22 protein-coding genes are annotated in these 26629 nt (G+C 41.2%); 11 read left to right on the top strand and 11 right to left on the bottom strand.

All coding sequences use genetic code 11. From position 1 onward, the window contains the following. Positions 1–73: 73 nt before the first annotated feature. Entirely contained in the window at positions 74–748 is a 675-nt protein-coding gene (locus GUY17_RS11390; protein ID WP_242445141.1) for a haloacid dehalogenase type II, read from the bottom strand. 288 nt (positions 749–1036) lie between these two features. Here GUY17_RS11390 and GUY17_RS11385 point away from each other — a divergent pair, with 288 nt between their 5' ends. After that, positions 1037–1330 carry a hypothetical protein gene (locus GUY17_RS11385; RefSeq protein WP_101087071.1) on the top strand — a complete coding sequence of 98 codons (294 nt, stop codon included), beginning with the start codon at positions 1037–1039 and terminating at the stop codon, positions 1328–1330. Positions 1331–1518: 188 nt separating this feature from the next. On the opposite strand, the gene GUY17_RS11380 is transcribed toward GUY17_RS11385, so the two are convergent. Both GUY17_RS11380 and GUY17_RS11375 read right to left on the bottom strand, forming a co-directional pair. Then, on the bottom strand, positions 1519–1845 hold the full coding sequence (locus GUY17_RS11380; protein WP_101087072.1) for an EF-hand domain-containing protein: 327 nt from the start codon (positions 1843–1845) through the stop codon (positions 1519–1521). A 466-nt stretch (positions 1846–2311) separates the two neighbouring features. Beyond that, the gene (locus tag GUY17_RS11375; RefSeq protein WP_101087073.1) at positions 2312–3175 is read right to left on the bottom strand and encodes a PA4780 family RIO1-like protein kinase; all 864 of its coding nucleotides are present in this window, start codon (positions 3173–3175) and stop codon (positions 2312–2314) included. 585 nt (positions 3176–3760) lie between these two features. Here GUY17_RS11375 and GUY17_RS11370 point away from each other — a divergent pair. The 3 genes from GUY17_RS11370 (at position 3761) to GUY17_RS11360 (ending at position 6505) form a co-directional block, all read left to right on the top strand. Then, entirely contained in the window at positions 3761–4909 is a 1149-nt protein-coding gene (locus GUY17_RS11370; RefSeq protein ID WP_101087074.1) for a BamA/TamA family outer membrane protein, read from the top strand. Positions 4910–4922: 13 nt separating this feature from the next. Next, entirely contained in the window at positions 4923–5732 is an 810-nt protein-coding gene (locus tag GUY17_RS11365) for a hypothetical protein (protein ID WP_254439931.1), read from the top strand. A 476-nt stretch (positions 5733–6208) separates the two neighbouring features. Continuing rightward, positions 6209–6505 carry a 2OG-Fe(II) oxygenase gene (locus tag GUY17_RS11360; protein WP_162023226.1) on the top strand — a complete coding sequence of 99 codons (297 nt, stop codon included), beginning with the start codon at positions 6209–6211 and terminating at the stop codon, positions 6503–6505. Positions 6506–6528: 23 nt separating this feature from the next. On the opposite strand, the gene yfaE is transcribed toward GUY17_RS11360, so the two are convergent. The 5 genes from yfaE to ubiG all read right to left on the bottom strand — a co-directional run bounded on the left by yfaE (position 6529) and on the right by ubiG (position 12510). Then, positions 6529–6927: a class I ribonucleotide reductase maintenance protein YfaE gene (gene yfaE, locus GUY17_RS11355; RefSeq protein WP_101087076.1), complete on the bottom strand. Its 399-nt coding sequence runs from the start codon at positions 6925–6927 to the stop codon at positions 6529–6531. Continuing rightward, positions 6917–8047, bottom strand: coding sequence for a class Ia ribonucleoside-diphosphate reductase subunit beta (gene nrdB / locus GUY17_RS11350; protein ID WP_162023225.1), 1131 nt, complete (start codon positions 8045–8047; stop codon positions 6917–6919). Before nrdB ends, yfaE begins: the two co-directional genes overlap by 11 nt. Positions 8048–8119: 72 nt before the next feature. Next, entirely contained in the window at positions 8120–10408 is a 2289-nt protein-coding gene (nrdA, locus tag GUY17_RS11345) for a class 1a ribonucleoside-diphosphate reductase subunit alpha (protein ID WP_101087078.1), read from the bottom strand. A 593-nt stretch (positions 10409–11001) separates the two neighbouring features. After that, on the bottom strand, positions 11002–11664 hold the full coding sequence (locus GUY17_RS11340; protein ID WP_162023224.1) for an HAD family hydrolase: 663 nt from the start codon (positions 11662–11664) through the stop codon (positions 11002–11004). Positions 11665–11787: 123 nt separating this feature from the next. Continuing rightward, positions 11788–12510, bottom strand: a complete 723-nt coding sequence (ubiG, locus tag GUY17_RS11335) for a bifunctional 2-polyprenyl-6-hydroxyphenol methylase/3-demethylubiquinol 3-O-methyltransferase UbiG (RefSeq protein WP_101087080.1) — start codon at positions 12508–12510, stop codon at positions 11788–11790. A gap of 387 nt (positions 12511–12897) precedes the next feature. Between ubiG and gyrA the strand changes: the two genes are divergently transcribed. Beyond that, on the top strand, positions 12898–15645 hold the full coding sequence (gyrA, locus tag GUY17_RS11330) for a DNA gyrase subunit A (RefSeq protein ID WP_162023223.1): 2748 nt from the start codon (positions 12898–12900) through the stop codon (positions 15643–15645). A gap of 177 nt (positions 15646–15822) precedes the next feature. Then, a complete protein-coding gene (gene serC, locus GUY17_RS11325) occupies positions 15823–16914 on the top strand; it encodes a 3-phosphoserine/phosphohydroxythreonine transaminase (RefSeq protein ID WP_162023222.1) in 1092 nt (363 codons plus the stop codon). A gap of 160 nt (positions 16915–17074) precedes the next feature. Here the strand turns inward: serC and GUY17_RS11320 are convergent, their stop codons facing one another. The 3 genes from GUY17_RS11320 to GUY17_RS11310 all read right to left on the bottom strand — a co-directional run bounded on the left by GUY17_RS11320 (position 17075) and on the right by GUY17_RS11310 (position 21422). Then, a complete protein-coding gene (locus GUY17_RS11320; protein WP_162023221.1) occupies positions 17075–18154 on the bottom strand; it encodes a methyltransferase in 1080 nt (359 codons plus the stop codon). Positions 18155–18366: 212 nt separating this feature from the next. Beyond that, positions 18367–19728 (bottom strand): aromatic amino acid transport family protein, encoded by a 1362-nt coding sequence (locus tag GUY17_RS11315; protein WP_162023220.1) that lies wholly within the window; start codon positions 19726–19728, stop codon positions 18367–18369. A gap of 503 nt (positions 19729–20231) precedes the next feature. Continuing rightward, on the bottom strand, positions 20232–21422 hold the full coding sequence (locus GUY17_RS11310; protein ID WP_101087085.1) for an amino acid aminotransferase: 1191 nt from the start codon (positions 21420–21422) through the stop codon (positions 20232–20234). A 489-nt stretch (positions 21423–21911) separates the two neighbouring features. Between GUY17_RS11310 and aroA the strand changes: the two genes are divergently transcribed. From aroA to GUY17_RS11285, 5 genes are all read left to right on the top strand, one after another. Continuing rightward, complete coding sequence (gene aroA, locus GUY17_RS11305; RefSeq protein ID WP_101087086.1) at positions 21912–23192, top strand: 3-phosphoshikimate 1-carboxyvinyltransferase; 1281 nt, start codon at positions 21912–21914, stop codon at positions 23190–23192. A gap of 180 nt (positions 23193–23372) precedes the next feature. Further along, positions 23373–24062: a (d)CMP kinase gene (cmk, locus tag GUY17_RS11300; RefSeq protein ID WP_101087087.1), complete on the top strand. Its 690-nt coding sequence runs from the start codon at positions 23373–23375 to the stop codon at positions 24060–24062. 114 nt (positions 24063–24176) lie between these two features. Then, a complete protein-coding gene (gene rpsA, locus GUY17_RS11295) occupies positions 24177–25844 on the top strand; it encodes a 30S ribosomal protein S1 (protein WP_059743635.1) in 1668 nt (555 codons plus the stop codon). Positions 25845–25921: 77 nt separating this feature from the next. Next, entirely contained in the window at positions 25922–26209 is a 288-nt protein-coding gene (gene ihfB / locus GUY17_RS11290; protein ID WP_011637578.1) for an integration host factor subunit beta, read from the top strand. A 122-nt stretch (positions 26210–26331) separates the two neighbouring features. Further along, positions 26332–26628, top strand: a complete 297-nt coding sequence (locus tag GUY17_RS11285; RefSeq protein ID WP_162023219.1) for a LapA family protein — start codon at positions 26332–26334, stop codon at positions 26626–26628. Position 26629 lies beyond the last annotated feature (1 nt).

Here is a 26629-nt window from a genome sequence, read left to right as displayed (position 1 = left end):
AAGTTTTAATGTATTAGCATCAACGCGTATGAGTTATGCTTATATTGTTTAAATACAGCATGTGAGTTATTTATTACAGGGCATCCAGTTGTTCACTTAATTCGATTAAACTACTGGCGGTTATGTCTGGTTCAATGCCCCACGGGTCAAATATTTTTTTACTGTCTCTTTTGATCCAAGCCGTATTCAGTCCGGCGGCTTTTGCACCAATCACATCCCATGGATTACTCGACACCATCCAACAATGATTGAGGTCAGATTGGGTGCGAGTCATTAAATAATGGTAAACGGCGGGGTTAGGTTTAAACGTCTTTAGGTCATCAACACTGATAACGTCATGGAGCTGCGGTAAAACGCCTGAATTTTGCATCAGTGTACGAACCGCAACTTCAGGTCCATTTGAAAAAGCGGCGAGGGTATGACCTTGATTGCGCAGTAATGCTAGCCCAGGAATGACATCATCAAAAGCCGTGAGTTGACTAAATTTAGCCAGTAAATCTTGTTGTTCGCTGTTTGACAGTGTGACGTTGAAAACAGATAAACAATATTGTAAAGCTTGTTGAGTACACACACCGAAATCTTCATATTGTTGCATTAAGCCACGACGAAATGCATATTCGACTTTTTTATCGTGCCACAATTGACCAAATGCTTGTGCCTTGTCGCCAATCAATTGCTGCAGATGCTGGCCCATATCCACTGGATCCACTAATGTGCCGTAAACATCAAATCCAATCATTTTATGCATGTTCATTGTTCCATTTGGGTTATGAGCCAAGTGCTTAAGCTCTTTATCATTTGATATACTTGCCAATAAGTTCTATTTGTAGCGAGTTAGCGTGCTCATAATGTGAGCCATGAGTTACTATAAACTAACTATATCATTCGTTCAATTACTATTTTGAACGAACGTTCCAAATGGTGTGAGTTATTAAATGATATTAGCTTGCTCTGCAATATTGGCTCTCAAGGAAAACTTTGATGTAGAGTTAATTCATTGTATTATATTGATAAAATTTATTGAAGGTAATGTTAAATGGAGTGTCCTCGTTGTAAGGGTATCTTTGCCCGTAAAGCGCTTAAACAAGTCCGTAAAGGTAAACATGGGGTTGAAACACAGTGCCCTAAATGTGATCAATGGTTGATGTTCGAGCCTAAAATGATGATGACCAAAAATATTGGCTTATTCATTTTGTTGGTATTCAGTGTGGCTAACTTCTTCATCGACAACACTGATTATCGCTTAATATGCTCGTTTTTAGGTTTTGCTGGTGCTTGTATTGCTTTTTATGGCGTATTTAAAAGTAAGCTTATTGCAGCGCAGGAGTAATGGGTAATGAGTAATGAGTAATTTTAGCGATGGTGTGGAAAAATAGCGCTATATCTTGCAGGTGTAGATACAACTAAGTCGTTTGCTATGCTATAGCGTATTTAAAAGAGAGGTGATGCTGATTACCTCTCTAAAGCGATGTTGATTATTATCCCGAGCTGAGATTATGTAGATATCCCAAACTGTGATTATTTAGAATTTCTCATCATTTCGTGATGAGATTGAAACTCTTCAGTATCAATAAACTTATTGTGGTCCAAATCGATACGCTCAAACATTTCATCACAATCCGATGCGTTTTTTAATAGTCGCCCTTCAGATTGATGCAATGCTTGCCTGGCTTTTTGAAAGCGTTCAAATTCCTCTTCAGATATCAATTTGTCTTGATTAGTATCAAAATCGGAAAATGCAGGCATCTGAGACATTCTCATCATTCCATTTTCATTTCCAATAACATTAGCTGACATAAAAATAGTCAGACAAACGAGTAATACTGATAGAACATAGCTACTCATAATATTCTCCTTGTTAACTTTCCAATATTATTATACGCCTATTTACCCATGTAAAAAACAAGGTTATATAAAGTGTGCAAATTGATCATATTACTTTTTAGCAAACATAACGATTCACTCATGACTATGTGGGAAAAAGCAATTGATTGAGGTTTAGCCAGTAATGAGACCATTGTGTTTGCTGACAAGAGGGTTAACTATCGCCTCAGAAATGTGCAGCGTTTAGGCAACCAGCGGTTATGGTTAACCCACTTGCTGCTTAATTAAAAAAAGCGGTTTAATTCGGTATTAACTCGGGGGGAATTCGCTGTCAACTTGAGTTAGCTTGGCGTTAATTAAAGGAGAAGGGCTAATTAAATAGGGAGACATTAACCTGACAATTTATTCGATAGCGTATTCGATCACTTATTCGATAATTTGTCGGAATGTCTCCCTAGGTGTTCACATGAGTGAATAAACGATCGATTTAATACTCGTCGCTGTTTGCATCACTCATGCGCTCGCGTCTTTCTTGGGCTTCTTCAAATGCAGCGTTAATTTCTTCTAATACAGAATCGACGTCAGCCGCTGTTGTGTCTTCTTCAAATAAACCGGTCAATTGTGTTTCCGGCGTTAATTCACCTTGTTCGTACAAGGCCCACATTTCTTTAGCATATTTTGTTGCGGCTAATTCTGGGGCAAATTGAGAATAATAGTCTGTCATATTATTCACATCACGAAATAACATCGCTTTGGCATTATTGTTTGCTGATGCATCAACAGCTTGGGGCAGGTCAATGATAACCGGTCCATTCTGATCTACGAGCACGTTAAACTCTGATAAATCGCCATGAACAATACCTGCACATAACATTCGTACGACATAACCCATCATAACGTAATGCTGCGTTTGCGCTTGTTCAGCACTCATCTGAGTAACATCATTTAATCGAGGTGCAACATCACCATGAATATTGGTGATCAACTCCATCAATAGCACTCCATCAAAGCAGCCATAAGGCACTGGTACTCTAATTTTAGCGGCGGCGCATTTATATAACGCGTCGACCTCGGCATTCTGCCAAGCTTTTTCTTGTTCTTCACGACCGTATTTAGAACCTTTTTCCATGGCTCTACCACGACGACTGTTTTTGGTTTTTCGACCTTCTTGATATTGTGCTGCTTTTTTAAAACTGCGCTTAGTGGCTTCCTTATACACTTTGGCGCAGCGAATCGCATCGCCACATCTGATCATATAGACCGTAGCTTCTTTGCCACTCATGAGTTGGCTTATCACTTCATCGACGAGACCATCGTCAACCAGTGGTTGTAATCGTATAGGCGTTTTCATAGCGTCGTTATACCTTACTTGCGCGCTGGATGATATATCTAAGGAAATAATTTTTACTTGCTGATGGGCTACTGATTAAATGAGGCTCAATAGTACTGAATTTGTGCTTTGTAGACTCTTGTTTATTAGATGAAAATGCTGTAGCCATTCAGCTAAATATAGTCGATTCTGATCCTTTTACCGAAAGATATCGATGGGGTGAATGTTGAGTTATCACTAAAAAGAGCTGCCAAACGTGTTATATTAGCGGCCGTCATTTAGCGTAATGATATCAGTTGCGCCTATAGATTAAAATATTGCTGATGGTACGCCTAAACTAACGTTAGGTATAAAGGCCATCATTTAACGCAGTATAATATCTTGTATTTAATGATGAAGAACTTCAGCAAGACTTAAGTTCTTCTTCAGTCAGTATTGAGTGATGAGTAGGATAATCTTTTTTGATTTAGTTATTATTTGATTTTTATCTGAATCGGCTATTATTTGAAGCGATTATTGTCGATAACTCATTGAACAGTGATTCCAAAATTTGGCATGGAAGTCATCATGCGCACCTATTTTTTTTAACATTTTAATAGAGTTTTTATGAAACGGACCTTACTTTTAACACTATTTGTTTTTTCTAACGCCGCAACCGCAGTTGAACCTTTATTTGAAACCCCCAAAGATATGCAACCAACATGGATTGATGACATTTTGTCGGTTTTTGGCGCGGATGGTGAATTCGATGATACTAAAGCTATTGATATGAGTTATTTACCTACGGCTTATTACACCCCAGAGAAAAAGTTTGGTGTGGGTTTACTTATGGTGGGGTTATACAAAACAGATAACGCATCAAGTGAACAACAGCCTTCATCATTGGTGTTGAATTCATTTGCTTCTGTGAACAATTCTTATGGCGTCACGGTAGAAAATATGACGTTTTTAAATCAAGGTAAACAGCGTTTGTTGCTTGACTTAGAACTGCATAATGAAGCTGCTGTTTATTATGGAATAGGGATTGAACAAGGCGACCAAGACCTTAATCATCATGAGTTCAAAGAACAACTGTATAGTTTTAAGCCGCGTTGGATGACCGAAGTTGCCAGTAACTATTTTATTGGTGTGGGTGCTGACTTTATTTATACCACGGCCGACAGCTTAGAATTAGTCGCAACAGAAGCTCCTGTGGATTCAAGTACGCTTCTGCCAGACAACTTTAGCTCAGGTGTTGTAGTAACCAGTATTTATGATTCAAGAGATTACCGTTTAAACGCAACAAAAGGCTGGTTATTTCAGGTTGATGCTGGATTATACCAAAATGACCAGTTCGATTCGTTTTCTACTTATAATATTGAATTAGCGAACTATATTGATTTAGGCTCGACACCGGGTTTAATCGCATGGCAAGTGCAAGGTCATCTAACCAGTGGCGATGTACCTTGGAATCTATTACCTGATCTTGGTGGCTCCGACGCGATGCGAGGTTACATTAGAGGCCGATATCGTGACGAGCAAATGATGATGGGGCAAGTTGAATATCGCTTACCAGTGTTCCAACGTTATGGCATGGTATTTTGGGGCGCTGTTGGTAGTGTGGCACCTAAAGTGAGTGAGCTAACCGATACGCTATTAACGGCCTATGGCACAGGATTTCGATTCAAAATTAAAGACAATATTAATTTACGATTTGATGTAGGGGTCGGTGAAAATGAAACTAACTTCTACCTAAATGTGAATGAAGTCTTTTAAGGCGATACTATTGATGATGACAGTAATGTCGCTAATGAAGCTTATGATGACCGGGTGTCGTAACATCCGGATATCTGCGACAGCTTATGCTGTCGACTCGAGAATGATGATCATTGTGTGTTTGGTTAGTGGCTTATTGCAGAGTAATAGTGCCTTGGCCAGTGACATTCCACACAGTTGCCAGCGAAGCTTTAATTACGCTATTTATCTCAGTGGTCTGCACACTGGTAAGATGAACCGTACTGAGAACTGGCAGGGTAAATCTGCTGTTATAACCTCAAAGAGTGAAGCCAGTATTCTAGGGGTTGGCACTCAATATCAACAACGTACTGAGTTATCGTGGTCAAATAACCGCAATGAATGGCTAACCGATAGTTTTCATCAGCAGGTAACCGGTTTTCGCTCACGAGACATGCAAGCCACTTTTTACAATAATGGCCTTGAGTCACGAGTGGATGTTGATGGCGATATTGAGAATTATACCTCAAGCCAAATACCATTAAGGGATGTAGACACCTTAGCCATTCAAATACGCGAAAACTTGCTCGGTGGCCGACGTCAATTTGCGTTAATTAGGCAAGCTTCAGATGCAATTGAACCTTATCAATTTTATGTAAAGGACGAATTAACCGCTACCATCGCGTCTTTGGGGGAGATACAACTTATTCCGGTGGAGCAAACCGGGGCCGAAGAGGTGACGTACTACTTTGCACCAAGTATGAATTATCAACTGGTGAAAGCCCATTATCATGGGATGATTTTGCAAGGTGTTATTGAGCTAGAACATTATGTTTCATCTTGCGATACCATAACGGAGAGCTAACCTTACCTCGTGATAAGCAGCAAGTTCAGTACCGTTTACTTCATTAGGCTTATTGACGCGTCAATGAGCCTAATTTTCACGGTATTATTGCCATAAATGGACACTATAGAGAATTGATTTACTCGTTATGGGCGGTGGCTGACTCATCACTATTTATGCTAGTTATTTTAGCATTAGCCATTATCTACTCTAGCCATAGCCATTATCTACACTAGCATTAGTCATTATTAGCGCGAGTCAATAATGATTAAAGGATTAATCTCGATACCTTAATATTAGCCCCGCAAGATCATCAATAGACTTTTTCGTACAAGCTATCAAGTAACAATATCCCTGCGATAAGCTCGATGGCGTTAGTTGCTGACTAACCCGATGAAATCGTGTCGTCTATGTTATATGATTTTGGCTGGTGAATATGACCCAAAATTTTTATCGAATAGGTATAATCTACTGCTGATGTTCCCATTGGAGATACCATGGCCAAGGTGATCAATAAAGCCATTTTTAGCAGTCGAATATTATCGATAAATTTGGTGACCTACCATACTCATCATCGTGTGATGACACATATCGATCCGGTACAACAAGGCCGCTATTACAAACTCAATTTTGTCTTTGTACAACCTAAAGTGGGCGGGGTGTTTCGTTGTGCCAAATGCATCATGAACTTATGGGGACGAGTATATTTATTTCGTCCAGATAAATATGAACACAGCGTGACTAAGATTGAGACTGGTAAACGTGTGTTGCTAAGTGTTGCTTTGAACATCTAGAAGGGTGTTAACGGGACCATAAGTTAACGTTCGTGGACAAGTTTAGGGTTAGCCTGTAATTGTTGGGTTAACGCAGTTGTTGGCTTATGAGTGTCATTGGTTGAAACATATTGACGTTTAGCCACCACTTGTACACCTTCAGTTGATAGTTTGAGGTTTAAATCACCCTCAGGTACACAACAACAGGGCAGACATTCATCTGATTTCAGTTCTGCTAGTGGCTCGGAGAAGTATTTGACTTCTCCTGATATCACTGTGGTTTTACACGCGCCGCAAAATCCATTACGACACTCTGAAAACACTTTTACTTTTTTCGACTCAAGCGCTTCTAATAAGCTTGAATGTTGGCCGTCAAATAAAATAACCGGCTGTCCTTTCAAGCTCACGATAGGGGCTTTTTTGAAAAAATTTTTATAGGTCAAAATCTAAAAACTCGTCGCCATCAACAGAAGAATCAATTTGACCAACAAGATAAGATGATACTTCTACTTCTTGTGGGGCAACCTGTACTGCATCACTTTCTAACCAGTTTTTCATCCACGGTAGTGGGTTTGACTGTTCATCATAAGGTTGAGGTAAGTGAACTGACTTCATCCGTTGGTTAGTAATAAACTCAACGTACTGGCATAAAATCTGTTCATTTAAGCCAATCATCGAACCGTCTTTGAATAAGTACTTGGCCCATTCTTTTTCTTGTTCCGCCGCTTTAACAAATAAGTCATACGCTTCTTGCTTACACTCAGCAGCAATTTCTCCCATTTCAGGGTCGTCTTTACCACCTTGCATCAGGGCTAAAATGTGTTGTGTGCTATTGAGGTGTAATGCTTCATCACGGGCAATTAAGCGAATGATTTTAGCGTTACCTTCCATGACCCGGCGCTCTGCAAAGGCAAACGAACAGGCAAAACTGACATAGAAGCGAATCGCTTCTAAAGCATTAACTGACATCATGCACAAATATAATGACTTTTTAAGAATACGTGAATTAACGGTGATTTCTTTACCGTTAATAACGTGCGTTCCTTCACCTAACAAGTTATTAATCTGGGTGAGGTTAATTAAGTCATCGTAATAAGCGGCAATGTCACCGGCACGCTTTAAAATTTCGTCATTTTGCACAATATCGTCAAATACCACAGATGGGTTATTAACAATATTACGAATAATGTGGGTGTACGAGCGCGAGTGAATGGTTTCAGAAAACGACCATGTTTCAATCCACGTTTCTAATTCTGGTAGCGATACCAAAGGCAAAAATGCCACATTCGGTGAACGGCCTTGAATTGAGTCGAGTAATGTTTGGTATTTTAGATTTGATAAGAAAATATGCTGTTCATGTTCAGGCAAATTACCGAAATCAATTTTGTCACGGCTGACATCAACTTCTTCTGGACGCCAGAAAAACGATAATTGCTTTTCAATTAGTTTTTCAAAGACTTCATATTTCTGTTGATCGTAGCGTGCCACATTAACCGATTGACCGAAAAACATAGGTTCTTTGGTAGAATCGTTAGGTGTTTGACAAAATGTTGAGTAAGCCATTATTTAGGTGTCCTGAAAACGCATTTTTCAAAAAGCGGGGAAGGCCCCCGCTAAATATACATAAAGTGATGATTAGATCTTACACGCACCGCCACCACAACCATCGTCTTCTTCTTCGACAGCAATAATGTCGTCAAACTGATCAGAAGCACCGTCACGAGTATTATGATAATACAATGTTTTAATGCCCAGTTTGTAGACGCTTAACAAGTCTTTTAACAATGTTTGCATCGGTACACGACCGCCTTCAAAACGGCTTGGGTCATAATTGGTGTTAGCCGAAATAGCTTGGTCGATAAACTTCTGCATTAACCCAACAAGTTGGATGTAACCATCGTTGTTTGGCATATTCCACAGTAGTTCATACTTATCTTTCAGTAATTCAAAATCAGGAACGACTTGCTTTAACTGACCATCTTTACTGGCTTTAACGCTAATTAAACCGCGTGGAGGCTCGATACCATTAGTCGCATTTGAAATTTGCGATGAGGTTTCAGACGGCATTAGCGCAGACAAGGTTGAGTTACGTAAACCGTACTGCTTAATGTCGCTACGTAAGCTTTCCCAGTCCATGTGCAATGGCTCGTCACAAATCTTGTCTAAATCACGCTTGTAGGTGTCGATAGGTAAAATACCTTTCGAATAAGTTGTCTCGTGGAATAACGGACATGCACCTTGCTCTTTTGCTAAGTTCATCGACGCTTTCAGTAAATAAAACTGAATCGCTTCAAAGGTTTTGTGAGTTAAGTTATTAGCTGAACCGTCTGAATACTTTTTACCGTTTTTAGCTAAATAGTTAGCAAAGTTAATCACCCCAATACCTAAGGTACGACGGTTCATTGAACTCGTTTGCGCGGCTTTAATTGGGTAATCTTGGTAATCAAGTAAGTTATCTAGCGCACGAACAGCTAAATCAGCTAATGGTTCAAGCTCTGATAAATCTTTAATTGCGCCTAAGTTAAGTGCTGACAAGGTACACAACGCGATTTCACCGTCTGGATCATCGATGTTTTTAAGTGGCTTAGTCGGTAAAGCAATTTCTAAACATAAGTTAGATTGCTTAATTGGCGCAACTTTAGAGTCAAACGGGCTGTGAGTATTACAGTGATCGACGTTTTGAATGTAGATACGGCCAGTAGAAGCACGTTCTTGCATCATCAATGAAAACAGTTCAACCGCTTTAATTTGTTTTTTGCGGACATTGCTGTCTTGTTCATACTGAAGGTATAAACGTTCAAACTCAACTTGGTCTTCAAAGAATGCATCGTAAAGACCGGGCACGTCTGATGGGCTGAATAGACTGATATATTCGCCTTTAATCAAACGTTGGTACATTAATTTGTTTAACTGCACACCGTAGTCAAGATGACGTACACGGTTGTCGTCAACACCACGGTTGTTTTTTAGTACTAATAGCGATTCAACTTCTAGATGCCATAAAGGATAGAAAAGAGTTGCTGCACCGCCACGTACGCCGCCTTGAGAACACGACTTCACCGCAGTTTGGAAATACTTATAAAATGGTAAACAACCGGTGTGGAATGCTTCGCCGCCACGAATAGGGCTACCAAGGGCACGAATACGACCCGCATTAATACCAATACCAGCACGTTGGCTAACGTATTTAACGATAGACGATGCAGTCGCATTGATTGAATCTAAGCTGTCATCACACTCAATCAATACACATGAGCTGAACTGACGTGTAGGGGTACGCACACCGGCCATGATTGGTGTTGGTAAAGAAATCTTAAACAGAGACGTCGCGTCATAGAAGTCTTTAATGTACTTCAAACGAATTTCTTTTGGGTAACGGGCAAACAAACATGCTGCGACTAATATGTATAAAAACTGGGCGCTTTCGTACACTTCATGGGTGACACGGTTTTGAACCAGGTATTTACCTTCAAGTTGCTTTACCGCGGCATAAGAGAAGTTCAAATCGCGCCAATGATCGATATAGGTGTCGAGTGTGTCTAATTCTTCACGGCTGTAGTCAGCCATGATATGCATGTCATATTTACCCAGTTCAACTAATTTGGTGACATGGTCATATAACGTTGGTGGTTCAAATTGACCAAACGCTTTTTTACGTAAGTGGAACACCGCTAAGCGGGCAGCCACAAATTGGTAGTCAGGTGACTCTGGAGAGATCAAGTCAGCCGCAGCTTTAATGATCGTTTCATGAATGGCTTCTGTTGGAATGCCATCAAAAAACTGCAGATGAGATCGAAGTTCTACTTCAGATACTGAGACGTTTTTTAATCCCTTGGCTGCCCAAGTGATCACGCGATGAATTTTATCTAAATCGATAGATTCACGTTCGCCACTGCGTTTAGTGACTGTCATATTGCTATTCATTGAAGAGAGGCCTTGGTTCTATATCTAATCATGTGATCTGTTGTTGGATGCAGTGCTGCTTGATTCGATCCGAACCAGTTACAAAACAATTCCATGTTAAAACAATCAACCTGATGTACTCACAACGTGGTAGTTAAACACCAGTACGTTCAGTTAGCCACTACATCCTTTGGAACGTCGTGGAGTAGTGTTTTGATTGTCAGCCACACACAAGATATGGTGTTATTTAAAATCTAAGATACAAGATAGTGAGGTTTGAGGTTTATTGCAAGCCACAATTTCATTAACTTCTTGTGGATAACTTGAGGATAAACGGCAGGGTTAGTGACAACTAACCCTAGAGCCCAAATTCATAAAGAGTTTTTGATAAATGATATTTTTTAATCCATCAAATGATAAAAATTTGATCGCTAAAATAAACAGCGATCAAAAAAAATGGACCGTTTATTGGTTGATCTTTTGTTGGTTTTGATCGGGTATAAATTGATGACTGTTAACTGTACATTTAAGCTTAATAAGACCCGTTAAACTTCACTCATGCTTTGTTCATTTACCCAAAAATTAACCCGCTAAACCGATGTCGAACATTGTCATTAATCAGTGAAAAACTGTTTAAGTGAGGCTCCGTGTTCAAATTGCTTGCCTGCTGGCCATGTGTCAGGTTTATCTGTCGCAGATAAGTAACCCCATAACGCAACGCCGCCTAACATACTGGCATTGTGGGCGGCGACTAAGTCACGTTCAGCGTCACCTAGATATAAGATACTTTGAGGAGCAATGGCAATTTGTTGTGCTGCTAGCAGCATTGGTGCGGTATGAGGTTTAGAGTGACGAGTGCTATCACCACTGATCATGGTTTTCAATTTATGAGTTAAACCAAGCTTTTCCACTAATGGCCTGGCAAATCGAGCCGGCTTATTGGTCACTACGCCATAAGGAATCGATTGGGCATCAAATAAGGATAATAGTTCGGGTAAGTCAGCGAATAAACGGCTGTTGTCACCATTGATACGGGCATAATGCTGAAGTAGTGCTTGCTGGATGGTAATTTGTACTTGTTCATCGGCATCTGGAATGGCCGTTTTAACTAAATATAAGCTGCCATGTGATGCCGCATGGCGCATCAAGTCAAGCGGTTGGACGTTAAAACCGGCTTCATCCAAGCTGAGATTCAATGCCTGTACTAAATCTGGTGCGGTATCGGCTAAGGTACCGTCTAAATCGAACAGCACTCCTTTTATATCTTGTTTATGCAAGGGCTAGCTCCTAACGAGAGAAAATAACAATAGACAGTGCAAGCCCTTTATAGCGTTATTGGCACAACATAACGCTATTGTGGTGCATTCACATTGAAATGTTGAAAAGAATCACCTGGATGATTAATCAATTTTTTGAGTGGCTATCATATAATTTACATCGACACTTTTAGTGTACTTAAACACACCCGACAATGGATTGTAGGTAATTCCCAGCGCATCTTTACACAATAAGTCGGTGTTATCGACTAATGCCATCAGTTCCGATGGGCGAATAAACTTGCTGTGATCGTGAGTACCAACTGGCAGCATTTTTAATAAATACTCTGCGCCGATAATCGTCTTTAAATACGACATCATATTACGGTTTATGGTTGAGAAAAACACAAAACCATTAGGTTTAACCATGTCACAACAGGCTTGAATAACCGATTGGGGATCGGGTACATGTTCGAGCATTTCCATGCAAGTGACCACATCATAATATTCGCGGTGGTTATCGCGATGTGCTTCGGCTGTTGTTTTGAGGTAATTAACCGTAACACCAGACTCTAAGGCATGTAGTTTTGCCACTTCAAGTGGCGCGTTGCCCATATCAATACCGTCAACGTTAGCACCTAGGCGCGCCATACTTTCTGACAAAATACCGCCACCACAGCCAACATCAAGTACTTTTTTGTCAAAAATACCCTCAGCGGTTTGGTCAATGTAGTTTAAACGCAGTGGATTAAGTAAATGTAATGGCTTGAACTCGCCATTGAGATCCCACCACGTTTGCGCCATGGCTTCAAATTTTGCGATCTCGAGTGGATCAACATTGGGTGTCGATTGTTCAGCGTGTGACATAACGTAACCTAAGTGTGTAATAAAGTATGGTCGCTATTATAGCGATAACCTTTACGAATAGTAGTCAACAATGGCTTTTGCCGTTTACGCTTGCTCATAAAACATCCATTTAAGCGAGGTAAATGGATGTTTTATGCTATCAACTGCTTAAATCATCAGCAAGTTAACGATAATTGTTGCTCAAATTTAGTCGTATATTAGCCAATGAATAAACTAAATTAGCTGAAAATATTAGCTTTTTTGTAATTTTTAAGAGTGATAGAGCATTTGGCTGGTCTTTGCTCTGGCGACATTAAATATCTGTGTTAGAATGCCAAATCACGTTTTTAAGCTAGATAATAATATGGAAGTTTTATTGTCAGCTCACTTTAGGGGAACGCGCAGTTTATGACTGATCTGGCATCATCTATTTCGCCAATTAACATCGAAGACGAACTTAAAAATTCTTACCTTGATTACGCCATGAGCGTAATTGTAGGTCGTGCATTACCTGACGTCCGTGACGGTTTAAAACCAGTTCACCGTCGAGTATTGTTCGCAATGAGCGAATTAAAAAACGATTGGAACAAACCATATAAGAAATCCGCTCGTGTCGTTGGTGACGTAATTGGTAAATATCACCCACACGGTGATACTGCTGTATACGATACAATTGTTCGTATGGCGCAACCGTTCTCGCTACGCTACACATTGATTGACGGACAAGGAAACTTTGGTTCGGTCGACGGTGACTCGGCAGCGGCGATGCGTTATACCGAAATCCGCATGCAAAAGTTGGCGCATTCATTATTAGCCGACCTTGAAAAAGAAACTGTGGATTTTGTGCCTAACTACGATGGCACCGAAATGATCCCTGCGGTGTTACCAACACGTGTACCGAACCTATTAATCAATGGTTCATCAGGTATTGCGGTTGGTATGGCCACTAACATTCCACCTCACAACTTAACAGAAGTAGTGAAAGGCTGTTTGGCGTTAATCGAAGATCCAAGTTTATCGATTGAACAGTTAATGGAATACATTCCAGGTCCAGATTTTCCAACGGCAGCTTCAATAAACGGTCGCAAAGGCATTATCGATGCTTATCACACTGGCCGTGGCCGCGCTATCATGCGCTCTAAAGCGGAAATTGAAACTGAAGAGAATGGTCGTGAACGTATTATTGTTCATGAAATTCCATATCAAGTTAACAAAGCCCGTTTGATTGAAAAAATTGCCGAGCTTGTTAAAGATAAAAAATTAGAAGGTATCAGTGGCCTACGCGATGAGTCTGATAAAGACGGTATGCGTATTGTTATTGAAATCAAACGTGGTGAAGTGGGTGAGGTTGTACTAAACAACTTATATTCTCAAACACAAATGCAGTGTTCTTTTGGTATCAACATGGTGGCATTGACTAACGGTCAGCCTAAATTGTTTAACCTTAAAGAAATGCTTGAATGTTTTATTCTTCACCGTCGTGAAGTGGTCACGCGCCGTACTGTATTTGAACTGCGTAAAGCCCGTGAACGTGCTCATGTTCTTGAAGCACTAGCCATTGCATTGGCTAACATCGACCCTATTATTGCGCTTATTAAAGCTTCACCTACACCTGCTGAAGCCAAAGCAAAATTGGTTGCACAAGGTTGGGAATTAGGCCATGTACAAGGCATGCTTGAAAAAGCTGGCGATGACGCTGCACGCCCTGAATGGTTAGAGCCTGAGTTCGGTATCCGTGACGGTCAGTACTATTTAACTGAGCAACAAGCCCAAGCGATTTTGGAATTACGTCTGCACCGTTTAACCGGTCTAGAACATGACAAGATTTTAGCTGAATATGAAGAGCTTTTAGTTCTTATTGCAGGTTTGTTATTCATTCTTCGTACTCCATCGCGTTTGATGGAAGTGATTAAAGAAGAACTAGAAGAAATACTTGAGCAATACGGTGATGAGCGTCGCACCATTATTAACGCCAACGAAATTGATATGAGTCTTGAAGACTTAATCAATGAAGAAGATGTTGTAGTGACCTTGTCTCACTTAGGTTATGCGAAATACCAAGTGCTGTCTGACTACCAAGCGCAACGTCGTGGTGGTAAAGGCAAAGCGGCAACTAAAGTAAAAGATGAAGACTTTGTTGAAAAGTTATTGGTGGCAAACACCCATGACACCATCTTGTGTTTCTCTGACTTTGGTAAGATGTACTGGCTAAAAGTGTATCAATTACCATTGGCAAGTCGTACAGCCCGTGGTCGTCCAATTGTTAACTTATTACCACTGTCTGACGGTGAGCACATTACTGCAATCCTACCAGTACGTGAATACGCAGATGATAAATTTATCATCATGGCTACCGCGCACGGAACCGTTAAGAAAACAGCATTAACAGCTTACAGTAACCCTCGTGCAAACGGCATTATTGCGGTGAACCTAAAAGACGGCGACCAATTAATTGGCGTTGATATTACTGAAGGTAGTGACGACATTATGTTGTTCTCTAATGAAGGTAAAGTGGTTCGCTTTAATGAAAAAGCGCGTGATTCTGAAACCGGTGAAGTGAAGATTGATGCTGAAACTGGCGAAGAAATTATTGCACTGCGCCCTATGGGTCGTACTGCTACCGGTGTTCGCGGTATTAAACTTGATGCTGGCCAAAAAGTGGTGTCGTTAATTGTACCTAAAGGTGACGGTGCTATTTTAACCGTAACTGAAAATGGTTACGGTAAGCGTACTGAGCTGAGTGAATACCCAGCGAAGAGCCGCGGTACTAAAGGCGTGGTATCAATTAAAGTCAGTGAACGTAATGGTGAAGTTGTTGGTGCTGTTCAAGTAGGCACATTTGACGAAATCATGTTGATCAGTAATAAAGGCACCTTAGTGCGTACTCCTGCTGAAGGCGTATCCATTATTGGTCGTAACACTCAAGGTGTGACTATCATCCGTACCGCAGAAGACGAGAAAGTCGTTGGTTTGCAGCGTATTGAAGAAATTCAAACTGAAGAGTTGTTAGACGAAGAAGGCAATGTTATTCCAGTAAGCGATGTTATTCCAGTAAGCGATGTTATCGATGCTGAAGCGACAGATGCTGAGTCAACTGACGATGTTGAATCAACAGATGCAGACGAAGCCAAAACCGGAGATGACGAACAAGAGTAATAGATTACTTTTGTTGTAGATATCCTCGAACGGGCGCCCTTATGGCGCTCGTTTTATTTTACGGAATAAATTTCATCAAAATAGGTAAATAAAGGCCTATTCATCAACCCGTAAAATACTTACTATTACGGTTAAATTGTTATTGTCTATATTGATTATTTGTCAAAGGAGTTGTCTGTGAGCGCGATTTATAATTTCTGTGCTGGACCTGCCATGTTACCTCAAGCTGTAATGCAAAAAGCACAACAGGAATTAATTGATTGGAATGGCCTAGGCGTCTCCGTGATGGAAATCAGTCATCGCAGTAAAGAGTTTATTGCGCTGACCGATCAAGCAGAGGTGACATTACGCAAGTTGATGAACATTCCTGCAAATTACCACGTGTTATTTATGCACGGTGGTGGCCGGGCTCAATTTTCTAACGTAGTGAATAACTTTCTTGGCGATAATGGTCAGGCACTGTATTTGGTCAGTGGTCAGTGGTCATCGGCAGCGGTCACTGAAGCGAAGAAATTGGTAAGCGAGCACAATATTGACAGTATCAATATTGTTGAGCAAATCAATGGGCTTCATCAGGTTAAACTGCCGCACTTAACGGCAATCGATAAAGATTATCGTTATGTGCACTATTGCTCAAATGAAACCGTAGATGGTATCGAGATTTTTGAAGAGTTAGACAGTCCATGGCCAATTGTTGCTGATTTATCATCGACCATCATGTCGCATGAAATTGATGTCAGCAAGTACGGTCTTATTTATGCCGGCGCGCAAAAGAACATTGGTCCATCAGGCTTGTCGATTGTCATTGTGCGTGACGATATGCTTAAACTGCCTAGTCTGCCGCAATCATCAGTAATGGATTATCGCGTTGCCGTTGAGTATGGTTCTATGTTTAATACGCCGCCAACGTTTGCTTGGTATTTAGCCTCGGAAGTGTTTGCGTGGTTAGCCGCAAATGGCGGCATAAGTGCGATGGCTGAAGTGAACCAACAAAAAGCTGCGTTACTGTATGCTTGTATCGATAGCAACCCGTTTTATAAAAACGGTGTAGCACCACAAAACCGCTCACGCATGAACGTCACCTTTCAACTAGTGAATGATGCCTTAGACAGTGAGTTTTTAGCCCAAGCGGAGCAGGCTGGGTTAGTGGCGTTAAAAGGTCATCGTATTGTCGGTGGTATGCGTGCAAGTATTTATAACGCCATGCCGCTAGCGGGTGTGCAAGCCTTAGTGGACTTTATGAATAACTTCGCCGTAAAGCACAGTTAATTCGAACCGCTTATTTATTTACCGTAAGATCGGCTTAGTAAAGACAAAAAGCGAATGCCTAACAGCATTCGCTTTTTTTATGCCATCAATAAATGTGTATGTTATCGCTATATTACTGTTCTAACTTCTTGCCACTGGTCTTTCTGGCCTGTGAGTTCTGTTAATTCATCGGCTTTAATTTACAGCGCAGTAAAGTATGACCTAGGCCAATGTTGTCGATATCTTCATCAACATACAGCCCAGCCTCATTGATCATTTTAAGCATGTCTTTACTGTGATACATCCGGCTATTTCCATTGGCTATCGCGGTAAAATACAACGAGGTTGCGTTAACGCAATAGGCGCCCGCTTCGTGTGGCTGTCTGTCCCAATAGGTCTCTAAAATACACAGTTCACTGCCAGGTTTCATCGCAGCCACTGTGCGCCGAAGAATAGTGATGATTTGTTGTTTAGAAAAACAATCTAAAAATTGACTCATCCAATACAAATCACCTCCTTGGTAAAACGGTTTGTTGCTATCAAGCAAATCGGTTTCAAATGGATGAACGCGGTCGGCAACCAAACATGCTTGGGCATTTTTCATTGCCACAGCAAGTTGACCGGGTAAATCCATTATGGTGACGTTGACGTTTTTATTATAGCGGGTGCAGGCAAATGCCCATTTACCGGTATTACCGCCTACATCAATAATATGAGCTGGATCTGACTTGAAAATCAAAGGTAATAAGCTGTCAAAGGCATGATCTGAATAGTAATGATCAAATTCAAACCAGCTTTTTTTAGTTTGTTCAGGTAGCTGGCTTAACCCTGGGTAAATAGTATCCCAATCGCCAAAGTGTTTAAGTCCTATTGCTTTGCCTTGCTTAAGTGAATCATCAAGATCAAACAAGCCTTGATAGCAAACATCATGGACGAAGTTTAGGTTCTTGGCGGCCATATCATCATGGAGTAAGAAATAACCCGTTTTATCGAGTCGATAATGATCATCCTTACACCAAAAAATGCCCATGCTTAATCCCATATCGAGCAATACATGAATGGCATACTCAGACAGTTCAAAATGTTGAATCAGTTGAATTAAGCTAATACCTTCGTCTCCGGCGTCATCAACTTTTGCCAGTAAGCCAAATTGACTTAAGCAACGGGCGACTTGAAAGCTTACGGGTGCGAAAGCTATTTTTTGTGCTTCAAACTTAGCATCAAATGCAGACATTTTTTTGGGAGATTGGTAAAAAGACATTAACCGTATTTACTCAAAGGAAGGAGGTGATATGGGTTTTATAGTAGCAAGATAATGCTAGTAAGGTTTTGAGCTACTTCTAGTTTTTGTTTTTTGATAAATGTATAACAATAGAAGTTGAAGCATAACACTACATTTTGTCTGAGTTTTTATACAAAACTTTGCCTCAATCAATAATTCGAGCGGGTGTGAGCCCGCCCAAATTATCTTATTTAACTCAGCAAGCCGAATAGAATGGCAGTCATAGATAATAAACCGGTAATGACGACGAATATGTTGCTTACTCGACCGCGGTAGGCTTTCAGTGCCGGTACTTTGTATATCGCATACATTGGCATGAGATACAAAATAGCCGCAATCACTGGGCCACCAAGCGCTTCAATCATACCCAGAATACTTGGATTCATAATCGCCACGCCCCAGGTGGTGATAAACATAAACCCTAAAATAAATTTATCCAGTTTTTTGCTATTTTCTGGCTCGCTGCTATCCGGTAATTGCTTAACAATAATGCCTTTTAACCCTTCTGTGGCACCCATATAGTGACCGAAGAAAGATGAAATAATGGCGATGAAAGCAATGACAGGGGCAAAATAACTGATAAAGCCACTTTCATGCACGTTGGCAAGATAAGACAATATCGGCAAGTTATCGGCTTTAGCTTCTAATAACTGCGCCGGTGTTAACGACAGTACACAAGAGAACACAAACAACATCACAAATCCGACTAACATAATGGCTGTATTGCGGAGGATGACATCGGCTTTATGGGAGGCATTCGCGCCATGTTCTTTTTTGAGTGAAACCGAGAACTGTGAGATAGCGGGTGAATGGTTAAAGGCAAATACCAACACTGGAATGGTTAACCAGACAGTCCCAAGAAAATTAGTTGTCGAAGGCACAACCATTAATGCATCAAACTTCCAGTCTGGTATGAGGTACAAGGACATAAAAGCAAGGATTGCGACTAACGGATAGACTAATAATCGCGTCACGGAGAGCATAAATTTTTCACCCGCAACCATCACCGACATCATGCCTAAGATGAGCATTCCCGAAAGCAGCCAACGTGGAATACCACTGACTTTATCGATTATTTGCCCGCCAGCTTCCGTCAGTGCAGGCGTACCGTCGAGTAACATTCTTGGCACTTCGGTAAACATGCCTAATTGATTAATAATGAAACTGTCGACGGTATTAGTTATCCCAACGCCATAGATTAATACAATAGGATATATGGCGAGAAAATACAGCCAAGTAATCGCTTTACCTGCTCCAGTCCCAAAATGTTCTTCAACGACCTGAGTGATGTCACTGCCAGGAATCGCTGATGAACATAGGAAACGAGATAATCCACGGTGAGCGAGATAGGTCATTGGGCCTATCATGAGTGCCATTAACACTAATGGCCAAAACCCTCCCATTCCCGCATTGATCGGTAAAAATAAAATTCCGGCGCCAACCGCTGTGCCAAACAAGCTCAACATCCAGGTGGTATCCTGGCGTGACCAGCCAGTGGCTGAAACAACGGAGGATACGGGGATCTCTTGTACACTTATGGTTTCATTTTGCATGGCTGACTCGCTTTGTTGATATATTAAATTCAGCGTCAGGCTATCTCTTTTTAAGAAAAATTAAACAGTTACAGAGTCATTATGTTAATCATGTTCATGCAATGGGAGCTGTATCCCGATGAGCGTAAATTAAAAACGACAAGCAGCTTCAATTCATATACAACCATCACCTATAGATTTAACAGTGCGATTACTTAAATCGAGACCCAAGAATTAACGGTATTATGTATTAGGCATATTGACTCAATTCGATAAATTGCATTGCTGATATTTGGCATCACTTGAGCCTGCTATTTACAAGGGCAGGTAAGTTAACCTAACTCGGATTGCGGTCTTGGAGAATTATGATGGAATAACAAAATGGCTATTTTTGATAACTGATTTTTATGTCATTTTGAGGGGGTAAGCAGACAATTTTTTAGACTGAGCATAAACAAGGCCGCATTTAGCGACCTTGTTTATACAGTAATGTTACTTGCTAACCATTATCTAAATAGTATCGGTTATAGCACTGCCGCGATTGATTTCGCTAAATAATCAACATTAGTTTCACTAATACCAGCAATACTGATGCGGCTTGAGCCGACCATGTACACACTGTATTGCTGTTTAAGGGTTGCCACTTGTTCTGGCTTAACACCTAAAAATGAGAACATCCCTTTTTGGCGGGCGATAAAACTAAAGTCACGGTCAACACCATTGGCCGTTAATTGATTGACCAACATTGCCCGGTTACCGTTAATACGGTCGCGCATGACTTTTAGCTCGTCTAACCATTGTTGCTTGAGGGCTGGGGTGCCTAAAATGGTTTCAACAATCGCAGCACCATGTGCTGGCGGCATAGAATAAATACAGCGCACTACGTATAACAATACCGATTGGGCAACATCTACAGTTGCACTATCTTTCGCCACAATTGAGCAAGCGCCAATACGTTCGCGATATAAACCGAAGTTTTTCGAGCAAGAGCTGCATAAAATCATGCTTTCAACTGCTGCAGCCATTTGACGTACGCCATAAGCATCTTCATCTACGCCGTCACCAAAACCTTGATAAGCCATATCAATTAATGGCGTAAAGCCTTGCTTAACCGTAACCTTAACCACTTCATCCCATTGCTCAGTCGTTAAATCCATGCCACTTGGATTATGACAACAAGCATGTAAAAGCACTACGTCATCCTTACCAATGGTATTTAAGGTTGCCAGCATTTGATCAAATTTAAGGGTTTTGCTGTCGTAGTCATAATACGGATAGGTTTTCACCGTAACACCAGCTGCTTCAAATAACCCCGTGTGGTTTGCCCACGTTGGGTCGCTAACCCATAACACCGCATTAGGATTACAACGCTTAATAAAGTCAGCCGCAACGCGCAGAGCACCGGTTCCGCCAGGGGTTGACACTGTTCGAACTCGGTTAGCCAGCAATGCACTGTGGCTAGCACCAAAAGCTAATTCACCCATAAGTTGGTTAAATGACGCAGAGCCAGTCGGGCCGATGTACACTTTGGTTGTTTCGGTATCTAAACGAATTTTTTCGGCGGCTTTTACACAATCTAGAATAGGTGTATGACCAACAGGATCTTTATATACGCCCACACCTAAATCGACTTTATTTGGGTGGCTGTCTTCGCGGTATTGAGTCAATAGGCCTAAAATCGGATCGGCAGGCATCGCGGTTAATGAATTGAACATGAATTGACCTTCTTATTTAAAATTACAGGCATTAGGGCGAAATAAGCTAACAGTATATGCATTATGGTCTTAAGCATAACGTGATTTACATCAATAAAGAACTGCTAAATCAGCTGTGATGGGATATTAGCAAGAGGGTTGTTACGATTTCTGGCAACTAAGCCTGACAGGTGAAATAGCCAATGTTGTGGTCCGATTTGCTAATAAAAAAAGCGATAAAGATAAAATAAATTCAACTTGAGTATAAAAGTCACCTAAAACACAAAATAACGGTTGAATCCTTGCTGACAATCAGTAACGTAGGGCTACGAAGAATTATTTAGTAAATTATTAGCAAACTGTACCGAAAAATTGCCAGTGACATGTATTTTAAGATGTGCACCGATCCGCATCACGTTAACAATGTCACACTTATTTCTCCAGCGAAGCCTTTTACTCATATCTCGGTCGATAGACGTTTAATGAGTGCAACACTAAAGAAGAGTATTAATGAAACAACTGCGTCTAGACCAAATTACTCGCATGAATGGCGAAATTAACATTCCAGGCTCTAAGAGCATTTCAAACCGTGCACTGTTACTCGCAACTTTAGCGCAGGGTAAAACCACTCTGACGAACTTGCTCGACTCTGATGACATTCGCTATATGTTGGCATCATTAAAGCAGTTAGGTGTGCATTACCAGCTGTCTGACAATAATACTGTTTGTGAATTAACCGGTTTAGGTGGCGCTGTTTCATCTGTGGACGCACAGAGTTTATTTCTTGGCAATGCAGGCACTGCAATGCGACCATTATGCGCCGCACTCACATTAGGCCATGGCGAATTTACCTTAACCGGTGAGCCTCGCATGGAGGAGCGCCCAATTGGTGATTTGGTCGATGCGCTGCGTCAATTAGGTGCCGATGTCACGTATCTTAAAAATGACGGTTTTCCACCATTAACCATTAAGGCAACCGGCTTAAATGGCGGTAATGTTGACATTGCCGGTGATTTATCAAGCCAGTTTTTAACCGCATTACTCATGGTTGCGCCACTGACCAAAGACAGCGTCAACATTAATATTAAAGGCGAGCTTGTCTCTAAGCCTTATATTGATATCACCATTGCGCTAATGAAGCAGTTTGGTGTTGAAGTGATAAATCATCAATATCAACGTTTCGAAATTAAGGCCGGTCAACAATATGTCTCACCCGGTAAAGTACTGGTAGAAGGCGACGCTTCATCGGCATCTTACTTCCTCGCTGCAGGCGCTATCCAAGGCGGTGAAGTTAAAGTCACTGGTGTTGGACGCTTAAGTATTCAAGGCGATGTTAAGTTTGCCGATGCGTTAGCCCAAATGGGAGCAGATATCGAGTGGGGCGATGATTTCATTATTGCCAGAAAATCGAGCCTTCGCGCGATAGAAATGGACATGAATCATATCCCTGATGCTGCAATGACCATTGCAACAGCGGCTTTATTTGCCAAGGGCACCACAAAACTGACCAATATATATAACTGGCGTATTAAAGAAACTGATCGCTTAGCGGCCATGGCCACTGAATTACGTAAGGTTGGCGCGACAGTTGAAGAAGGCCATGACTATATTACCATTACACCACCTGCAGAATTAAATACTGCAGCAATTGATACCTATAATGATCATCGTATGGCAATGTGTTTTTCAATGATGGCTTTTGCTGATTGTGGTATCACCATTAACGATCCAGACTGCACATCTAAGACATTTCCAGATTACTTTGCTCAATTTGTACAGCTAGCAAAATAATATTACAGCGCGGAATTAAAACGGACCCTTTAGCGCATCAGGTATGTGCTAAAGGGCGATCTTGGTTTTAATAACCGAAAATTCATCAGTAATTAACATTTTTTTGTTATACAATGCGCGCGCTTATTTTGATGAACCCTTTATCTTTTCAAGGAAGATAGATTATTTTCGGAGGAAATTATGTCTGAACGATCTCCAGTGATCACAGTCGATGGCCCAAGCGGTGCAGGGAAAGGGACGATATGCCAATTGTTGGCACAACATTTAGGGTGGCATTTGTTAGACAGTGGTGCGATTTATCGTGTTTTAGCCTTAGCCGCTATTCATCATGATGTTGAGCTAGAAAACGAAGAAGCACTGACCTTATTGGCTGCACACCTTGATGTCCAATTTTTAACGGGCACCGAGGCAGATGCTATTAAAGTGATTCTCGAAGGTGAAGATGTTACCACCACCATTCGAACACAAGAATGCTCAAATGCTGCCTCAAAAGTGGCTGCATTACCACGCGTACGTGAGGCATTATTACGCCGTCAACGTGCATTTTGTGCCGCTCCAGGACTTGTTGCCGACGGACGCGACATGGGCACAGTGGTTTTTTCTAAAGCACCAGTAAAAATATTTTTAACTGCGTCTGCTGAAGAACGTGCGCAAAGACGCTATAATCAGTTGCAGGACAAGGGCTTCGATGTTAAAATCGACCGCCTTTTAGCTGAAATTATTGAACGAGACGACCGTGATATCAATCGCGCCGCTTCGCCTCTAGTCCCAGCTGATGATGCCCTTGTTATTGATACAAGCGGCATAGGTATTGAAGATGTATTGAAGCAAGTGCTTGAATACGTTGGACAAAAAATTACTGTTGCGTAATCGAATGGTCGATTATTGTGCAGTAGGTATTCGTGTTAAGGATGACACGAATAATATTACTAGACTCCACATCTAGGATGGATGGTGGTTTATTTAATGAAAGTAACCTAAAACATGACTGAATCTTTTGCTGATCTATTTGAACAATCCCTTCAAACCCTAGAGTTCCGTCCAGGTTCTATCGTCCGTGGTACAGTTGTTGCCATCGAAAACGGTATGGTACTTGTTGACGCTGGTCTTAAGTCTGAAAGCCCAATCAATGCTGACGAATTCAAAAACGCACAAGGCGTTTTAGAAATCCAAGTAGGTGATGAAGTTGACGTAGCCCTTGACTCTGTTGAAGATGGTTTCGGTGAGACTCAATTGTCTCGCGAAAAAGCTAAGCGTCATGAAGCTTGGATCGTTCTAGAAAAAGCGTACGAAGATGCTGAAACTGTAATCGGTATCATCAATGGTAAAGTTAAAGGTGGTTTCACTGTTGAATTAAACGGTATCCGTGCCTTCTTACCAGGTTCTCTAGTTGACGTGCGCCCAGTTCGCGACACCGCTCACTTAGAGTACAAAGAATTAGAATTCAAAGTTATCAAGCTTGACCAGAAGCGCAACAACGTTGTTGTTTCTCGTCGTGCAGTTATCGAATCTGAAAGCAGTGCTGAACGTGATACTCTTCTTGAGAATCTACAAGAAGGTCAAGCTGTTAAAGGTATCGTTAAAAACCTTACTGACTACGGTGCATTCGTAGACTTAGGTGGTGTTGACGGTCTTTTACATATCACTGATATGGCTTGGAAACGTGTTAAGCACCCATCTGAAATCGTTAATGTTGGTGACGAAATCAACGTTAAAGTTCTTAAGTATGACCGTGAACGTACTCGCGTATCACTAGGTCTTAAGCAACTTGGCGAAGATCCATGGTTAGAAATCAGCAAGCGCTACCCAGAAAGCACACGTCTTACTGGTCGCGTAACTAACCTAACTGACTACGGTTGTTTCGTTGAAATCGAAGAAGGTGTTGAAGGTTTAGTACACGTTTCTGAAATGGATTGGACTAACAAGAACATTCACCCATCTAAAGTTGTTAACTTAGGTGATGAAGTTGAAGTGTTAGTACTAGACATCGATGAAGAGCGTCGTCGTATTTCTCTAGGCCTTAAACAGTGTAAAGTTAACCCATGGGATGACTTCGCAACTCGTTACAACAAAGGCGACAAAGTATCTGGTAAGATCAAGTCAATCACTGACTTCGGTATCTTTATCGGTCTTGACGGTGGAATCGATGGTCTTGTTCACTTATCTGACATTTCTTGGAACGGTACTGGCGAAGACGCAGTTTCTGAATACAAGAAAGGCGATGAGATCCACGCTGTAGTTCTTTCAGTAGACCCAGAGCGTGAGCGCATCAGCCTAGGTGTTAAGCAAACTGAAGATGATCCATTCAACGCATACTTAGCTGACAAGAAGAAAGGCACCGTAGTTCACGGTACTGTTTCTGCTGTTGACGCAAAAGGTGTTACAGTTGAATTAGCAGAAACAGTTGAAGGTTACATTCGTGTAGCTGACATCTCTGCAGACCGCATCGAAGACGCATCTACTGTATACTCAGTTGGTGATGCAATCGAAGCTAAGTTCATGGGTGTAGATCGTAAGAACCGTTCTATCAGCTTATCTATCAAAGCGAAAGATGAAGCTGAACAGAAAGAAGCGATTGCTACTTTGAACAAGCAAGACGATGTTGTAATGAGCAGCGCAATGGCTGAAGCCTTTAAAGCAGCTCGTAAGTAATCGAAAATCGTCTGTTGTATGGGGACCTTGTCCCCATTAGGCGACTGTGTTTGGCTTGATAATATGGGATAGCTAAGATGACAAAATCTGAACTTATCGAAAAACTCGCCACTAGGCAGTCGCAACTGTCGGCGAAAGAAGTGGAAAGTGCAATCAAAGAAATGTTGGAGCAAATGGCGACAACATTAGAAACCGGTGATCGTATAGAAATCCGTGGATTTGGTAGTTTTTCACTTCACTATCGTGCGCCTCGTACGGGTCGTAATCCAAAAACAGGAACCTCTGTTGACTTGGAAGGCAAGTATGTACCGCACTTTAAGCCGGGAAAAGAGCTGCGCGAACGTGTCGATGCTGTTAATCCTTGATTAACGCTTGAATAAAAAGCCTCCTATTGGAGGCTTTTTTGTATCTAATGGCAGTCAATGCTGGTCAGCCCAGTAAATTTCTTGGATAATCATTATATTGATGCACCTTCATGGAGAATAGCGTGAGATCATTTATTGTCGTTGTACTGGTTGGATTGATGTTTGTTCTAGCATTATTATTTGGCGCTAAAAATGAACAAGTCGTAACCTTAAGTTACTTTATTGCTGAAGGGCAGTATCGATTGCCTATGGTTCTTGCGGTGGTATTTTTCAGCGGGTTTATTATCAGCTGGATATTTGCAAGTTATCACATCGTAAAGTTAAAACTCGCATTGCGTAAAAGTAACAAAGCGCTTAAAAAGCTCACCGCTGCGGATGCAACCAGTGTAGTTGTAACGCCTAAGGATCAAGCCGCCTAGT

It is taken from the genome of Shewanella sp. Arc9-LZ, from assembly GCF_010092445.1.
In the GTDB taxonomy this organism is placed as follows: domain Bacteria; phylum Pseudomonadota; class Gammaproteobacteria; order Enterobacterales; family Shewanellaceae; genus Shewanella.
This window is presented reverse-complemented; position numbering and strand designations above follow the sequence as displayed.

Bases quoted from the DNA above. Each gene is read 5' to 3' on its own strand.
- GUY17_RS11390 (WP_242445141.1), bottom strand. From the start codon at position 748: ATGCATAAAATGATTGGATTTGATGTTTACGGCACATTAGTGGATCCA.
- GUY17_RS11385 (WP_101087071.1), top strand. From the start codon at position 1,037: ATGGAGTGTCCTCGTTGTAAGGGTATCTTTGCCCGTAAAGCGCTTAAA.
- GUY17_RS11380 (WP_101087072.1), bottom strand. From the start codon at position 1,845: ATGAGTAGCTATGTTCTATCAGTATTACTCGTTTGTCTGACTATTTTT.
- GUY17_RS11375 (WP_101087073.1), bottom strand. From the start codon at position 3,175: ATGAAAACGCCTATACGATTACAACCACTGGTTGACGATGGTCTCGTC.
- GUY17_RS11370 (WP_101087074.1), top strand. From the start codon at position 3,761: ATGAAACGGACCTTACTTTTAACACTATTTGTTTTTTCTAACGCCGCA.
- GUY17_RS11365 (WP_254439931.1), top strand. From the start codon at position 4,923: ATGATGACAGTAATGTCGCTAATGAAGCTTATGATGACCGGGTGTCGT.
- GUY17_RS11360 (WP_162023226.1), top strand. From the start codon at position 6,209: ATGGCCAAGGTGATCAATAAAGCCATTTTTAGCAGTCGAATATTATCG.
- nrdB (WP_162023225.1), bottom strand. From the start codon at position 8,047: ATGGCTTACTCAACATTTTGTCAAACACCTAACGATTCTACCAAAGAA.
- nrdA (WP_101087078.1), bottom strand. From the start codon at position 10,408: ATGAATAGCAATATGACAGTCACTAAACGCAGTGGCGAACGTGAATCT.
- ubiG (WP_101087080.1), bottom strand. From the start codon at position 12,510: ATGTCACACGCTGAACAATCGACACCCAATGTTGATCCACTCGAGATC.
- gyrA (WP_162023223.1), top strand. From the start codon at position 12,898: ATGACTGATCTGGCATCATCTATTTCGCCAATTAACATCGAAGACGAA.
- GUY17_RS11320 (WP_162023221.1), bottom strand. From the start codon at position 18,154: ATGTCTTTTTACCAATCTCCCAAAAAAATGTCTGCATTTGATGCTAAG.
- GUY17_RS11315 (WP_162023220.1), bottom strand. From the start codon at position 19,728: ATGCAAAATGAAACCATAAGTGTACAAGAGATCCCCGTATCCTCCGTT.
- GUY17_RS11310 (WP_101087085.1), bottom strand. From the start codon at position 21,422: ATGTTCAATTCATTAACCGCGATGCCTGCCGATCCGATTTTAGGCCTA.
- aroA (WP_101087086.1), top strand. From the start codon at position 21,912: ATGAAACAACTGCGTCTAGACCAAATTACTCGCATGAATGGCGAAATT.
- cmk (WP_101087087.1), top strand. From the start codon at position 23,373: ATGTCTGAACGATCTCCAGTGATCACAGTCGATGGCCCAAGCGGTGCA.
- rpsA (WP_059743635.1), top strand. From the start codon at position 24,177: ATGACTGAATCTTTTGCTGATCTATTTGAACAATCCCTTCAAACCCTA.
- ihfB (WP_011637578.1), top strand. From the start codon at position 25,922: ATGACAAAATCTGAACTTATCGAAAAACTCGCCACTAGGCAGTCGCAA.